Source organism: Eikenella corrodens, assembly GCF_003990355.1.
GTDB lineage: Bacteria > Pseudomonadota > Gammaproteobacteria > Burkholderiales > Neisseriaceae > Eikenella > Eikenella corrodens_B.
This window is the reverse complement of record NZ_CP034670.1, coordinates 1,813,336-1,826,991: the sequence shown is the minus strand read 5'-3', so window position 1 is coordinate 1,826,991 and position 13,656 is coordinate 1,813,336. Positions and strand designations below refer to the sequence as shown.

Here is a 13,656-nt window from a genome sequence, read left to right as displayed (position 1 = left end):
GATTGGGAGTGAGGCTGCCCAAAGTATGCAGGCGAGATTATAGCTGGTTATGAATGGTTTGGCTTGGGGAGATGGGCCGGATGGATGGGGAAGTGGTGGTTTTGGTTTACGTTGAGGTCAATATTTTCAGGTAGCCTTCTTAGCAGTTGAAGGCTACCTGAAACCAAAAACCTGCCGCTCTTTAAAAACGGCAGGTTTTTATTTGGCTTATAGCAAGGTGTCTAACAAAGGGATTTCCTGCGGCTGCACGGGCGTGGCGGGCAGTGGCTGCTCGCGCGGCTCGGTGCGACGGCGTGGGGCAGGGCGGGTGCTGGCGGGAATCGGGGTTTCAGTGCCCGCACCGTCGGTAAGTGCTTCCACAGCGCTGCCTTCAGGCAGGATTTCGTCTGTTTGCTGGGGCTCGGAGGCTTCCACAGCCTGCGGGCGGCTCAGCTCGGCCGCGCCGTTTTGCCAGGCCACGGATTGCAATTTGCCTTGCACGCGGGCGTTGGCGCTTTGGCAGGTGATGCACACCAGGCGGCCGTTACGGCTGCGCAAAACGCTGTTGATGCGGGCGGGGTTGGCGGTGAGGCCGTTGGCCTGCGACCAGGTGGCGATGCTTTGGCGCAGGGCGGCGGTGTTCAGGTTGCGCTGCTGGTAGGGGTCGGCATAGGCGGCGAGCCATAGGTGTTTGTTGGCATCGGCATTGAGGCTGGCCAGCTGGTAGATTACGGCGGCGTTGGCGCCGGTGTGCACGCTGCGGGCGAATTGCAGCGCGTTGTTGCTGTGCATGCGCACGCAGCCGTGGCTGCGGATGCCGGGCACGCTGGCGGGGGCATTGGTGCCGTGGATGCCCAAGCCTAAGCGCGGCGGGCCCAAGCGCACAAATACCGGGCCCAGCGGGTTGCTCGGGCCGGGCGGAATGCTGCTGATTTCGGGCAGGCCGGAGGCGGCGCGTTCGCGGCGGATGCTGGCGGGGATGGTCCAAGTGGGGTTGTAGGCTTTGGAACCGATGTTGTAGTTGCCCAGCGGGGTGCGGGTGCGGTTTTTACCTACGGCCACGGGATAAACGTTTTTCAATTGGCCGTTTTCATACAGGAAAAGGCGCATCTGCGGGATATTGATAACGACGTGCTGGCCTGCGGCCACGGGTGAGAAATCGGGCAGCGGGGTGTTGTTGGCGGCGGCGGTGCCGGCAGCGGCCAGAAGGCAAAGTAATGCGAGTTTCTTCATGGTAATCGTTGGGGAAAATAGGTTGGTGTGCTGTGAAACAATAAGTGGTGCATGATACCCGAAACTGCCGCCGCCTGATGCGGCAGGCTACCTGAAAGCGGCAAAACGTGTTTTAATGCCACACATTATTCCGATTGCGCCGCATACCGTATGCGCGGCCGGTTCAGTTTGATTTGTTTGAATGCAATAAAATCATAAGTGGGCAGCCATTCAGGCTACCTGAAAGCCCCAGAGCCTGACGAAGCCCTGCTTTTTTCCGTTTAACCACCTCATGGAGCAGCCATGCAACGCCACATCATCCAATCCCTGCTGGACACCGACCTCTATAAATTCACCATGCTGCAAGTGGTATTGCACCAGTTCCCACAGGCGCACGGCGTGTATGAATTCCGCTGCCGCAACCTGGACGAATGCGTGTATCCGCTGGTGGAGATCCGCAGCGAGCTGGAAGCCGAGCTCGATGCCCTGTGCACCCTGCGCTTCACCCCGGAAGAGCTCAACTATCTGCGCAGCCTGCGTTTTATCAAAAGCGATTTTGTGGATTATTTGGAGCTGTTCCAGCTCAAACGCCGCTTTATCCAAGTGAGCGTGGACGAGCAGAACCGGCTCTGCATCCGCGTGGAAGGGCCGATTATCCAAGCCATGTTTTTCGAGATTTTCGTGCTGGCGATTGTGAACGAGCTCTACTTCCGCCGCCTCGAAACCCCCGAAGTGCTGGCCGAAGGTGAACGCCGCCTGCAGGCCAAGGCCGACCTGCTGCGCAGCTATGCCGCCGCCCAACAGATAGGCGAGCCGCCCTTCCTGGTATCCGATTTCGGCACCCGCCGCCGCTACAACCTTGCCTGGCAGGAACATGTGGTGCGCACGTTGAACCAAGCCGCCCCCGGCTGCCTGCGCGGCACCAGCAACGTTTATCTGGCCAAAAAACTCGGCCTCATCCCCATCGGCACCGTGGCGCACGAATTTATGCAGGCCTTCCAAGCCCTAGACGTGCGCCTGCGCGATTTCCAAAAAGCCGCACTGGAAAGCTGGGTGCGCGAATACCGCGGCGACCTCGGCATCGCGCTCACCGACGTGGTGGGCATGGATGCCTTCCTGCGCGATTTCGACCTTTATTTCGCCAAACTCTTCGACGGCCTGCGCCACGACAGCGGCGACCCCTATGTGTGGGGCGAAAAAGCCTACGCCCACTACCAAAAGCTCAAAATCGACAGCCGCACCAAAATGCTCACCTTCTCCGACGGCCTCGATTTGGAAAAGGCCTGGGCACTGCACCAATACTTCAAAGACCGCTTCAAAACCAGCTTCGGCATCGGCACCAACCTCACCAACGACATGGGGCACAAACCGTTGAACATCGTGCTCAAACTGGTGGAATGCAACGGCCAATCCGTGGCCAAACTCTCCGACAGCCCCGGTAAAACCATGAGCGACAACAACACCTTCCTTGCCTACTTGCGCCAAGTGTTCCAAGTGGAAGAAACGCCTAAATAGGATTTAGCTTGGCCGATATGCTTTCAGGTAGCCTTTTCGTCGTGGGAAGGCTACCTGAAAATTTATGGGGCCGTTGTTTAGACGAATCATAAGATTAGGCTGTATCTTCGCGCATGATAAATTTTCATCTTCCGTTTCTTTTTGACAATGGATTACCATATTCAATAAACTCATTTCTTTTAAATAGAAGGGAGTAACCATGACCCAACCCAGCGAACACCTTACCGCCGTTACGCTCAACATATTCAGATTAAACGGTATTTTGTACGAATGGGGTAACCGTTTTGCCGCCCCTTTGGGCTTGAGCACTTCGCGTTGGCAGGTGCTGGGGGCGGTGCTGCTTTCGGAAACGCCGCCCACCGTGCCGCAGATTGCCGAGGAAATGGGCATCACCCGACAGGGCGCGTTAAAGCAGGTCAATGTCCTGATAGAAGAAGGCCTGCTCGCAGCCCAGCCGAATCCGGCACATCAGCGTGCACAACTTTATGTTTTAACGGAAAAAGGGCAGCAGGCTGCTCGGCAGATTCAAGCGCATTGGCGTGCCCATGCGGAGAAAATTGCCGAACAGTTCCACCCAGACGATTTGGCCGCCGCGGCACGGGTATTGGGGCAACTCGGGCAGTTTTATCAGGATAAATAGCGCAAAGAATCAGCTTAGCACACAAAGAAATTTATACCCATAAATTGACAACTATTTTCTATATAGGTAAACTGGTTTCTTTATTGAAAGATTGATAAGGAAGCTGAAATGAACCGAAATATTTACCGTTTGCTCAAAATACTGCATTTAATTGGCCTGTCCCTGTTTTTGGGTTCGATTTTCGGACATATTGTCGCCTCTGTGCTGGGCGGTGCGCCGCAAGCGGGCAATGAGGCGGCATTTCTGGCTTCGCGCGTGCATATTACGGCGGCCACGCGCTATCTGACGATGCCCGGGCTGCTGCTGACACTGGCAACAGGCGCGGGGATGTGGTTGCAGTCGTGGTCGCTGAAACGTGATGTTTGGCTGCGTGCCCACATGTTTGCCGCGATGCTGATTGTTCTGTTGGCATTTTTTGTGATTGTGCCTGCGGGCAGCGAAATGTTGCGGTTGGCGCAGCAGGGCGTGGCGGAACACGCAGGGCAAATCAAGGCGGCGCATAAAGTCGAGGATTTGGCCGGCGCGGTCAATATTCTATTGGCGCTGCTGGCAACGGCCTTGGGTGTGGTGAAGCCGAAATGGGGAAAAGATAGAAGATGTCGATAATATTTTCAGGTAGCCTGTAGCAGGCTACCTGAAAATATAGAATGCTGTTTTGTTTTATTTAATCCGGAAGACGGAGACGGGCCGCTTTATGTTGCGGTGGTGTTGCCAATTTCGTCGCCCAGCAGTTCCTTCAGCCCGGCTTCATCCAGCACTTGCAGGCCGTTGGTGGCGGCGAAATCCATCAGGAATTGGAACATCGGCGGATTGATGGTTGCCAGCCGTTTGCCTACGGTTACGCTGCGCACTTTGCCGATGAGCAGCGGGCGCACCCATTCGTGGTAGCAGAGGCGGTGTTCTTTGCTAAAAGAGGAGAGCAGACCGCAGAGGCGCTCGGCCCAATCGCTGGGGCGGAAGGGTTTGCCGTCGGCGGTGGCGCCGTAAATCACGATTTCGTCCGGATTTGGGGTGAACATTTCCGATGCTCCTTCTACAGATTGTTAATGAATTATAGCTGGATGCATGGTTTTGTTAAACCATTGTTGTGCAGCCGGCATTGTTTTTCGGGCAGCCTGAGGCTACCTGAAAAATATAAATTTCTGTAAAATAACACTTTATGATTTAAACCAACCCATTTATTTTTAAGGAAAACCATGCTGCAAGCCCTCGAATTTTCCCAAGCCACCCGTTTAATCAACCACGGCCCCGCGGTGATGGTATCCGCCAAGGCCGGCGGCGTGGAAAACGTGATGTCTGCCGCCTGGGCATGTGCGCTGGATTATGCCCCTGCGCGCGTAACGGTGGTGCTGGATAAAGGCGCGTTCACGCGTGGCTTGTTGGAGCAGAGCGGCTGGTTTGCGCTGCAAGTGCCGCTGGCCGCGCAGGCTGAAACCGTGCTGGCGGTGGGCAGTCAGAGCCGCAAAAATAATCCGGCCAAGCTGGCTGACTGCGGCGTGGAACTGTTTTATCAGGAAGGCTTCGATGTGCCGCTGGTGCAAGGTTGCGGCGCCTACCTTATCTGCCGCCTGCTGCCCGAGCCGCACAATCAGCAAACTTATGATTTGTTTATCGGCGAAGTGGCCGCCGTGTGGGCGGACGACCGAGTGTATGCCGATGGCCGCTGGCTGTTCGACAGCGTGCCGGACGAATTGAAAACGCTGCATTATGTGGGCAACGGTCTGTTTTACCGCACGGGTAAGGGTTTGAAGGTGGGGTAGGCGTTTCGACTTTAATTGCAGTTTGTGTTTGAACTTCGATGAAGTTTCGCTTTCAGGTAGCCTTTAGGCCTGACTAAGGCTACCTGAAAAATTGCCTGTCCCATTTTCGTATTCGCCGCCTGCTGCTCCTGCCGCAGGCTTTGTTTTATAATCGCTTCCTTTTCCACCCCTTCGGACTTCTATTATGAAATGGCTGAGCCGCCTGGCCGTCATCCTCAAAACCGTATATCGCTTCGGGCTGGCCGACCTTTTGGCGGCGCGTGGCAAAACCCCTTGGTTTGTCAAATTGTTGCCGCGCTCAGGCAAAATGCGCGATACGCCGCTGCCGGTGCGCCTGCGCCTGGCGTTGGAGAGCCTGGGGCCGATTTTTGTGAAGCTCGGGCAGGTGCTTTCCACCCGGCCGGATTTGCTGCCGGCAGCCTATGCGCTGGAATTGAGCCGCCTGCAAGATAAAGTGCCGCCGTTTGATGCGGATTTAGCGCGGCGGCAGATTGAAGCATCGTTCGGGCGGCCGGTGGAAGAAATCTATGCGGAGTTTGAAGCCGAGCCAGTGGCGGCGGCTTCGGTGGCGCAGGTGCACCGTGCGCGGTTGTTTGGCGGCGAGGCGGTGGCGGTGAAGGTGTTGCGGCCGAATCTGGAGCCGGTTATCGAGCAGGATTTGGCGCTGATGCGCACCGCCGCGCGGCTGATCGAAAAGCTGCTGCCCGACGGCAAACGCCTGCGCCCGCGCGAAGTGGTGGCCGAGTTCGACAAATATCTGCACGACGAGCTTGATTTGCTGCGCGAAGCAGCCAATGCCAGCCAAATCGGGCGCAATTTCAGCGGCAGCACCATGCTGCGCGTGCCGAAGGTGTATTACGATTATTGCAGCGAAAGCGTGATGACCATGCAGTGGATGGACGGCACGCCGATTGCCGAAGTGGCCGAGCTGCAGCGGCGCGGTGTGGATTTGAAACGGCTGGCGCGCTACGGCGTGGAAATTTTCTTCACCCAAGTGTTCAAACACGGCTTTTTCCACGCCGATATGCACCCGGGCAATATTCTGGTGGATGACGAAGGCCGCTATATCGCGCTGGATTTCGGCATTGTGGGCAGCCTTACGGACTACGACAAACGCTACCTCGCCATCAATTTCCTCGCCTTCTTCAACCGCGACTATCACCGCGTGGCCACGGCGCATATCGAAAGCGGCTGGGTGCCGGCGGATACGCGGCCGGAAGAGCTGGAAGCCGCCGTGCGCGCCGTGTGCGAGCCGTTTTTCAACAAGCCTTTGGCTGAAATCTCCTTCGGCCTCGTGCTGATGCGCCTGTTTGAAACCAGCCGCCGCTTTAACGTGCAAATTCAGCCGCAGCTCGTGTTGCTGCAAAAAACCCTGCTCAACATCGAAGGATTGGGCCGCCAGCTGGATCCGCAGCTGGATTTATGGGAAACGGCCAAGCCATTTTTGGTGAGCTGGATGAACGAACAGGTGGGCGTGAAAGCCTTTTGGCGCAACCTGAAGCAGGAAGCCCCCGACTGGGCGGAAATCCTGCCCGCCCTGCCGCGCAAACTGAATATGCTGGTGGACGAAGCCCGCCAACAGGAAATGCGCGATGCCTACCTGCACCTGGTGCGCACCCAGCAGCGGCAGAATATGTGGCTCGCACTGATTGCACTGATGCTGTTGCTGATGGCGCTGTTGGATTAGGGGTGCGGTGGGATAAAGGATGTTTGGGTATGGATTTTTAAAAGAAACCATGTGCAAACAATGGAGATACTCGCCGCTTTGTCCTGATTTTTGTTAACTCACTATAATCCGCTATACCAAACCAAACAGGCTGCCGATTGCTCCGGCAGCATGTTTGGCGTGTATCGTTAATGCCCGTGGTGGCAGCCGCCACCGCCGGCGGCCATGGCTTCGGCGGCCTGGGCGTCGGCATGGTAGCTGGAGCGCACCATGGCGCCGATGGCGGCGTTGGTGAAGCCCATGGCGTAGGCTTCGCGCTCGAACTGCTTGAACATTTCGGGGGTAACGTAGCGCAATACGGGCAGGTGGCTGTTGCTGGGCTGCAGGTATTGGCCCACAGTAATCATTTCGATGTTGTTGGCGCGCATGTCGCGCATGATTTCGCGCACTTCGTCGTCGGTTTCGCCCAAGCCCACCATAATGCCGGATTTGGTGGGGATGTGCGGCATCATTTCTTTGTAGCGGCGCAGCAGTTCGAGTGAATGCTGGTAGTTGGCGCCGGGGCGGGCCTGTTTGTAGAGGCGCGGGTGGGTTTCCAGATTGTGGTTCATCACATCGGGCGGGGTTTTGGCCAGGATTTCGAGGGCGATGTCCATACGGCCGCGGAAATCGGGCACGAGGATTTCGATTTTGGTGTTGGGGCTGCGCTCGCGGATGGCGGTGATGCAGTCGGCAAAGTGCTGGGCGCCGCCGTCGCGCAAATCGTCGCGGTCTACCGAGGTGACAACAACGTAGCGCAAATTCATGGCGGCCACGCTGGAGGCGAGATGTTGCGGCTCTTCGGGGTCAAGCGCGTTGGGGCGGCCGTGGCCGACGTCGCAGAAGGGGCAGCGGCGGGTGCAGATGTCGCCCATAATCATGAAAGTGGCGGTGCCGCGGCTGAAGCATTCGCCGATGTTTGGGCAGCTGGCTTCTTCGCACACGGTATGCATTTTCTGATCGCGCAGGATATTTTTAATTTCAAAAAACTTCTTACCGGTGGGCAGCTGGGCGCGAATCCATTCCGGCTTTTTCAGCTTCTGCTCCAGCGGCACAACCTTAATCGGGATGCGGGCAACTTTGGCCGCGCCTTTGTGTTTGACGCCCCGGCTGTTGTCTTGTTTGTTTTCTGTGGTCATGGTTTATACCTTTGCTGTGTTTTTAATGTGGTGTGTACTTTTCAGGCAGCCTGTGGGTGGAGCTAATCGGCCGGCTTTTCAGGTAGCCTCAACTGCTGCTGCAAATGGGCGGTCAGCTTGGCGGCTACATTGGCCACGCTCGGGGCGGGTTGCACCAAGTCGGCGATTTGGGTCATTTCCAGCCCGGCGTAGCCGCAGGGGTTGATTTGGCGGAAGGGGCTCAAATCCATGTTTACGTTTAATGCCAAGCCGTGATACACCGCGCCGCGTTTAATGCGCAAGCCGAGCGAGGCGATTTTTTTGCCGTCCACATACACGCCGGGGCGTTTTGGGTCGGCTGCGGCGGCAATACCGTATTCGGCCAGGGTGGCGATGATGCTGTTTTCTAAACGGCTCACCAAGTTGCGCACGCTGATTTTGCGGCGTTTGAAATCGATTAGGGTGTATACCACCAGCTGGCCGGGGCCGTGGTAGGTGATTTGGCCGCCGCGGTCGATTTGCACCACGGGGATATTGCTGCGTGCCAACAGGTGCTCGGCTTTGCCGGCCATGCCTTGAGTGAACACGGGCGGATGTTCCACCACCCAAAGCTCGTCTTCCGTGCGATCGTTTCGGGCATCAGTGAAGGCTTCCATGGCGTGGAAAATTGGGCTGTATTCGGCCAGGCCAAGCTGGATGACTTTCATCACAGCACCACTTTCACCATCGGGTGCGAGGTGAGCGCGCGGTAGATATTGTCGAGCTGCTCTTTGTTTTCGGCGTTGATGGTAACGGTTACGCCTTGGTAGTTGCCCTGGCTGCTTTCGCGGTGCTGCAAATCGTGCTCGGCGGTATCCGGCGCGTGCTGTTGCACGGTTTCGAGCACTTTGGTGGCAAATTCGGGGTGCTTGGCGCCCATAATTTTGATGGAGAAGCGGCAGGGGAATTCCAGCAGGGTTTCTTGGTTGGTTTCGCTCATGATAGTCTTTCAACATGATAGTCTTTCAAACGGCCGCCGTTCACAGTGGCGGCGCGATATAATCAGGGCGGCATTTTACTGGAAAACCGATGGCTTGAACAACACGCCGCCGTGTGGCGGAAATAGGATTTCAGATCGCCTTTGGCGCCGGATAAAGGCTACCTGAAAAGATTAACTGCCTGATTTTTATAGCTGCTTAAAACAAGAATGAGGCGGCCTTGGTTTGCCGCTTTGTTTTATTGCAAAAGGAAAGGCACTATGGCGTGTCAGAAAACCGCTGCCTGCTCCGTCTAAGCTATGTCTTCCATTTTTCCGAAAGCTCAAACCATGTTGCGTAAAATATTGCTATTCTTGGCCGCCATCATTCCGGCCGTCCTCATTCTCGGCTTTTTTGCCCCTAAATTCATCGCCCAAGCCAAACCCGGAGCCCATACCATGCCCAACAATCCTGCCTTTGCCCAACGCCTCGTTTCCCTGCACACCCCTGATGGCCGGCCGGTGCAAACCCTGCTCAAGCCCGGCCGCCCCACGCTGGTTAAATTCTGGGCTAGCTGGTGCCCCTTGTGCCTAAGCGAACTGCAAACCACTGCCGAGTGGCAGCAGTCTGCCGAATTTTCCGGTGAAAACGCCCGTGCCAACCTGATTGCCGTGGCCTCACCCGGCTTTCTCGGCGAAAAGCCTGAGGCTGAATTTAAAGAATGGTTTGGCAAGCTCGATTATCCCGGTTTTCAGGTAGCCCTTGATGACGGCAGCCTGGCCAAAGCCGCCGGTATTGGCGTATATCCGAGCTGGGTATTGCTTTCTGCCGACGGAGAAATCTTGCGCGTGCACAAGGGCAGCCTGCAGCGCGAACAAGCCCTTGCCCTGCTCGATAATCCCGATGCCGACCTCGCCGCCGTGCCCGTGCAGCAGCACTACACCGCCGCCGACGGCAGCAGCCGCACCGCGCACACCAAAACCATCTATCTCGCCGGCGGCTGCTTCTGGGGCGTGGAAGCCTATATGCAGCGCCTGCCCGGCGTGGTGGATGCCGTATCCGGCTATGCCAACGGCCAAACCGCCAACCCCAGCTATGAAGACGTGATTCACGGTAGCGGCCACGCCGAAACCGTGAAAGTGGATTACGATCCCGATCGCATCAGCCTGACCAACCTGCTGCGCTACTACTTCCGCGTAATCGACCCCACCTCGCTCAATCGGCAAGGCAACGACCGCGGCCGCCAATACCGCACCGGCATCTACTACACCGACCCCGCCGAAGCCCAAACCGTACGCGCCGCCCTGGTAGCCGAACAGCGCAAATATAGCCGCCCCATCGTAGTGGAAGCCCTGCCGCTGCAACACTTCTACCCCGCCGAGGCCTACCACCAAGACTACCTCGCCAAAAACCCCAACGGCTATTGCCACATCGACATCGGCCTGGCCGATAAGCCGCTCGAGCCGGCCGAAGGCAGCAGCGCACCCGTCAAAGGCTTCAACCCCGCCACCTACCGCAAGCCCGACGACGCCACCCTGCGCCGCACCCTCACCGACGAGCAATACCGCGTTACCCAACACGGCGACACCGAACGTGCTTTCAGCCACCAGTATGACAACCTGTTCGAGCCCGGCCTGTATGTCGATGTCGTCAGCGGGCAGCCCCTGTTCAGCAGCCGCGACAAATTCAATTCCCATTGCGGCTGGCCCAGCTTCACCCGCCCCATCAGCCCCGATGCCGTGACCGAACACGACGACTACAGCTACCATATGCACCGCACCGAAGTGCGCAGCAGCGCCGCCCATTCCCACCTCGGCCACGTCTTCCCCGACGGCCCCCAAGACCGCGGCGGCCTGCGCTACTGCATCAACGGCGCCAGCCTGCGCTTCATTCCTGAAAACCAAATGCAGCAGCAAGGCTACGGCGGCTACCTGAAAGATTTGCATTAAGCGCGGGTCAATGCAAAAGGCTACCTGAAAAGCAAAAACTTTTTTCAGGTAGCCTTATTTGCTATGTGCGACTCCGCCAAACTCACTCCTGCGGAATCTCCCAGTCGCTTACCGCCACAAAATCCGGCTGATCTAAATCCTGCTCAAACACCGATCCGGTGGGGCTGTGCAGCAATTTGGCGATCGCCGGCTGGTAGTTAGCCATGCGTTGCAGGCTGTAGAAGTGGAAATTGTCGGCATTGTCGGCGTAGTTATCGTCTTCAAAGCCGGAAAACATCCGCCAGCCGCTGTCGGGCGGGAAGGCAGCATCGGGTTCTTCACGATACAGAAAACGGATCGGCATGCCCTCTTTGGCAACCTGGTCGGAAACGATGGCATAGCCTTCGGGCACGTTTTTTACCGGCAGCTCTTCTTCCGGCAGGCTGAAAATTTTCGGGTTCAACATAGGTATGCTCCTTAAAACGCCTCGCCCACTTTCACCCCGCCGGCCAAATCTTGCGGTGAGGAAAGTGCGGCAGTGAAGGCTTGGGCGGCTTGGAATTCGGGCTGCCGCATTACTGCGGCGTAATCCTCTGGTGTGCCGCGCCCGGCCATGTATTGCCAGCGCTCGGCCAGTTGCGGGTTTTCAGGTAGCCTGAAGCCTTCGAGCAGCTCGTCCACCCAATCGGGGCGGTTGCACACCAACACGATATCGCAGCCGGCGGTAAAAGATTGCGCCGCCCGCTCGCGGATGCCGCCGGCCATGCTGGCGCCTTCCATGGTGAGGTCGTCGGAGAAAATCACGCCGTTGAAGTCTAACTCTTGGCGCAAAATCTGCTTCAGCCAGATGCTCGAAAAACCGGCAGGTTGTTTGTCTACCTGCGGATACACCACATGCGCGGGCATCACAGCGGCCATGCCTTCGGCGGCTAGGGCGCGGAAAGGCTGGATATCTGCCTCCATCAGTTCGGCCAGGCTGCGCGGGTCTTCGGGCAAGACGTGGTGGCTGTCGCCGGAAACAAAGCCGTGGCCGGGGAAGTGTTTGCCGCAGCTTTGCATGCCGCCCCGGTTGAGCCCGCGCTGCAGCGCCAGCGCCAGCGTGGTAACGATGCCGGCTTGGCAGTGGAAACTGCGGTTGCCGATTACGGCGCACTGCCCCCAATCCAAATCCAACACCGGCGTAAAAGATAAATCCACGCCGCAGGCGCGCAATTCTGCCGCCAACACCCAGCCTACCTGCTCTGCCGCCGCTTCGGCTGCCGCTTGGCCTTGTTTTTCCCAAATGCCGCCCAGCGTACTCATGGCCGGCAGGCGGGTGAAGCCTTCGATAAAGCGCTGCACTCGCCCGCCCTCATGATCCACGGCAATCACCAATTCCGGCGTACGCAGAGCCTTAATCTCAGCGCATAAAGCCTGAAGCTGGCTGCGGTTTTGGTAATTGCGGCGAAACAGAATCACGCCGCCCACGGCGGGGTGCAGCAGGCGTTGTTTTTCTTCCTCGCTCAGGCAGCGGGCGGCAACATCGGCCATAATCGGGCCGCGCGGCAGGCAAACGGGTGGCATGGCAAATCTTTCAGTGTGTTCGGTGCAAAGGCGGGATTTCATCACTTCTGCCGCGAAAAAACAAGCCGGGGCTTTTTAATTCAGGTAAAACCGATTGAAACGGCACCACGGAAATGATGTAATACCCGCTGTTGTTTCTTTTCATTCATATTAGGGAGTTTTATGCAAACCAACACATTCCGCACCGGCCTGCTGGCCGCCGCCGTGGTATTCGCCCTGGCTGCCTGCAACCAACAGTCCGTTTCCGGCAGCGCCTCTGCTCCGGCCGCATCTTCCCCTGCCGCAGCTTCAACCGCATCCGGCTCCGCTTCTGCTTCCGCTCCTGCCGCTGCCTCCGGCGTATTGGCCGGCATGACCGAACAGCAGAAAGCCAGCTACCTCATCGGCTACCTGCAAGGCCGTCAGCTGGGCGAAGCCAATGCCATCTTGGATTTCGACCAAACCACCCTGATTAAAGGCCTGCAGGCCGGTATGGCCAGCCAGCCGCTGCCCGTGAGCGACGAAGAAGCCAACAACATCCTGCAGCAATACCACACTGCCCAGATAGGCAAAATGGCCATCCGCCAGCTGGAAGAAGGCAAAGCCTTCCTCGAAGCCAACAAAGCCAAAGAAGGCGTAAAAACCACCCCTTCCGGCCTGCAATACAGCGTGAAAACCGAAGGCACTGGCAAACAACCCAATGCTAAGAGCACCGTGACCGTACACTACGAAGGCAGGCTGATCGACGGCACCGTGTTCGACAGCTCCATCAAACGCGGCGAACCTGCTACCTTCAAGCTCGACGGTGTGATCAAAGGCTGGACCGAAGGCCTGCAGCTGATGAAAGAGGGCGGCGAATACACCCTCTACATCCCCGCCGAACTCGCTTACGGCGACAAAGGCAACCCAAGCATTCCGCCCAACTCCGTGCTGGTGTTCGATATTAAACTGATTAAAGTTCAGTAATTCCATCTGCTAACTAAAAGGCTACCTGAAAAGCAAAACACTTTTCAGGTAGCCTTTAAATCATGCCATGCTCACACTCGATCCCGATTCCAACCGCCAATTCACCATTATCCGCAATCATCAAGACATTGCCGTCTGCACCACCGAGCTCAACGGACACGGCCGGCTCATCAGCCAAACCACCGCCGAATTCGACACCTAAAACCGCATACGCGGCTTCTTTTGCTGCACAGCCGCTGCCGGCCGCATCACAGCCTGCCGGATTTATCACTACCACACCCCGCCCTTCACACAATAAGACGGTTTTGCCGACTACCGCGACACCGGCAACGGCC

General features: G+C 57.3%; 14 protein-coding genes and 1 pseudogene. 8 read left to right on the top strand and 7 right to left on the bottom strand.

Features of this window, described 5'->3' with window-relative positions:
• Positions 1 to 207 precede the first annotated feature (207 nt).
• Entirely contained in the window at positions 208 to 1,212 is a 1,005-nt protein-coding gene (locus tag ELB75_RS09195; protein ID WP_126983661.1) for a L,D-transpeptidase, read from the bottom strand.
• Positions 1,213 to 1,494: 282 nt separating this feature from the next.
• On the opposite strand from ELB75_RS09195, the gene pncB reads away from it, so the two are divergent.
• The 3 genes from pncB to ELB75_RS09180 all read left to right on the top strand — a co-directional run bounded on the left by pncB (position 1,495) and on the right by ELB75_RS09180 (position 3,952).
• A complete protein-coding gene (gene pncB / locus ELB75_RS09190) occupies positions 1,495 to 2,706 on the top strand; it encodes a nicotinate phosphoribosyltransferase (protein WP_126983660.1) in 1,212 nt (403 codons plus the stop codon).
• Between the two features lie 199 nt (positions 2,707 to 2,905).
• Positions 2,906 to 3,346 carry a MarR family winged helix-turn-helix transcriptional regulator gene (locus tag ELB75_RS09185; RefSeq protein WP_126983659.1) on the top strand — a complete coding sequence of 147 codons (441 nt, stop codon included), beginning with the start codon at positions 2,906 to 2,908 and terminating at the stop codon, positions 3,344 to 3,346.
• 108 nt (positions 3,347 to 3,454) lie between these two features.
• Positions 3,455 to 3,952, top strand: coding sequence for a DUF2269 family protein (locus ELB75_RS09180; RefSeq protein ID WP_126983658.1), 498 nt, complete (start codon positions 3,455 to 3,457; stop codon positions 3,950 to 3,952).
• 125 nt (positions 3,953 to 4,077) lie between these two features.
• On the opposite strand, the pseudogene ELB75_RS09175 reads toward ELB75_RS09180, so the two are convergent.
• Positions 4,078 to 4,365, bottom strand: a pseudogene (locus ELB75_RS09175) (DUF3579 domain-containing protein); the annotation flags it as partial.
• A 177-nt stretch (positions 4,366 to 4,542) separates the two neighbouring features.
• Between ELB75_RS09175 and ELB75_RS09170 the strand changes: the two are divergent.
• Both ELB75_RS09170 and ubiB read left to right on the top strand, forming a co-directional pair.
• Positions 4,543 to 5,106: a flavin reductase family protein gene (locus tag ELB75_RS09170; RefSeq protein WP_126983656.1), complete on the top strand. Its 564-nt coding sequence runs from the start codon at positions 4,543 to 4,545 to the stop codon at positions 5,104 to 5,106.
• 184 nt (positions 5,107 to 5,290) lie between these two features.
• Positions 5,291 to 6,793: a ubiquinone biosynthesis regulatory protein kinase UbiB gene (gene ubiB / locus ELB75_RS09165; protein ID WP_126983655.1), complete on the top strand. Its 1,503-nt coding sequence runs from the start codon at positions 5,291 to 5,293 to the stop codon at positions 6,791 to 6,793.
• Between the two features lie 167 nt (positions 6,794 to 6,960).
• Here ubiB and lipA read toward each other — a convergent pair whose 3' ends face one another.
• The 3 genes from lipA to ELB75_RS09150 form a co-directional block, all read right to left on the bottom strand.
• Positions 6,961 to 7,950 carry a lipoyl synthase gene (gene lipA / locus ELB75_RS09160; RefSeq protein WP_126983654.1) on the bottom strand — a complete coding sequence of 330 codons (990 nt, stop codon included), beginning with the start codon at positions 7,948 to 7,950 and terminating at the stop codon, positions 6,961 to 6,963.
• Between the two features lie 62 nt (positions 7,951 to 8,012).
• Positions 8,013 to 8,636 (bottom strand): lipoyl(octanoyl) transferase LipB, encoded by a 624-nt coding sequence (gene lipB, locus ELB75_RS09155; RefSeq protein WP_126984275.1) that lies wholly within the window; start codon positions 8,634 to 8,636, stop codon positions 8,013 to 8,015.
• Positions 8,636 to 8,911, bottom strand: coding sequence for an HP0495 family protein (locus ELB75_RS09150; protein WP_164726931.1), 276 nt, complete (start codon positions 8,909 to 8,911; stop codon positions 8,636 to 8,638). The genes lipB and ELB75_RS09150 overlap by 1 nt, the downstream gene beginning before the upstream one ends.
• A 324-nt stretch (positions 8,912 to 9,235) precedes the next feature.
• On the opposite strand from ELB75_RS09150, the gene msrAB reads away from it, so the two are divergent.
• Positions 9,236 to 10,834, top strand: a complete 1,599-nt coding sequence (gene msrAB, locus ELB75_RS09145; protein WP_164726865.1) for a bifunctional peptide-methionine (S)-S-oxide reductase MsrA/peptide-methionine (R)-S-oxide reductase MsrB — start codon at positions 9,236 to 9,238, stop codon at positions 10,832 to 10,834.
• Between the two features lie 82 nt (positions 10,835 to 10,916).
• On the opposite strand, the gene ELB75_RS09140 is transcribed toward msrAB, so the two are convergent.
• Complete coding sequence (locus ELB75_RS09140) at positions 10,917 to 11,279, bottom strand: DUF2185 domain-containing protein (RefSeq protein WP_126983651.1); 363 nt, start codon at positions 11,277 to 11,279, stop codon at positions 10,917 to 10,919.
• 11 nt (positions 11,280 to 11,290) lie between these two features.
• Complete coding sequence (nagZ, locus tag ELB75_RS09135) at positions 11,291 to 12,376, bottom strand: beta-N-acetylhexosaminidase (protein ID WP_126983650.1); 1,086 nt, start codon at positions 12,374 to 12,376, stop codon at positions 11,291 to 11,293.
• Positions 12,377 to 12,538: 162 nt separating this feature from the next.
• Here nagZ and bamJ point away from each other — a divergent pair, with 162 nt between their 5' ends.
• Together bamJ and ELB75_RS13050 are read left to right on the top strand one after the other, a co-directional pair.
• On the top strand, positions 12,539 to 13,321 hold the full coding sequence (gene bamJ, locus ELB75_RS09130; RefSeq protein ID WP_241236064.1) for a BamJ family beta-barrel-assembly machinery protein: 783 nt from the start codon (positions 12,539 to 12,541) through the stop codon (positions 13,319 to 13,321).
• Positions 13,322 to 13,388: 67 nt separating this feature from the next.
• Complete coding sequence (locus ELB75_RS13050; protein ID WP_277600814.1) at positions 13,389 to 13,523, top strand: hypothetical protein; 135 nt, start codon at positions 13,389 to 13,391, stop codon at positions 13,521 to 13,523.
• Positions 13,524 to 13,656: the final 133 nt, after the last annotated feature.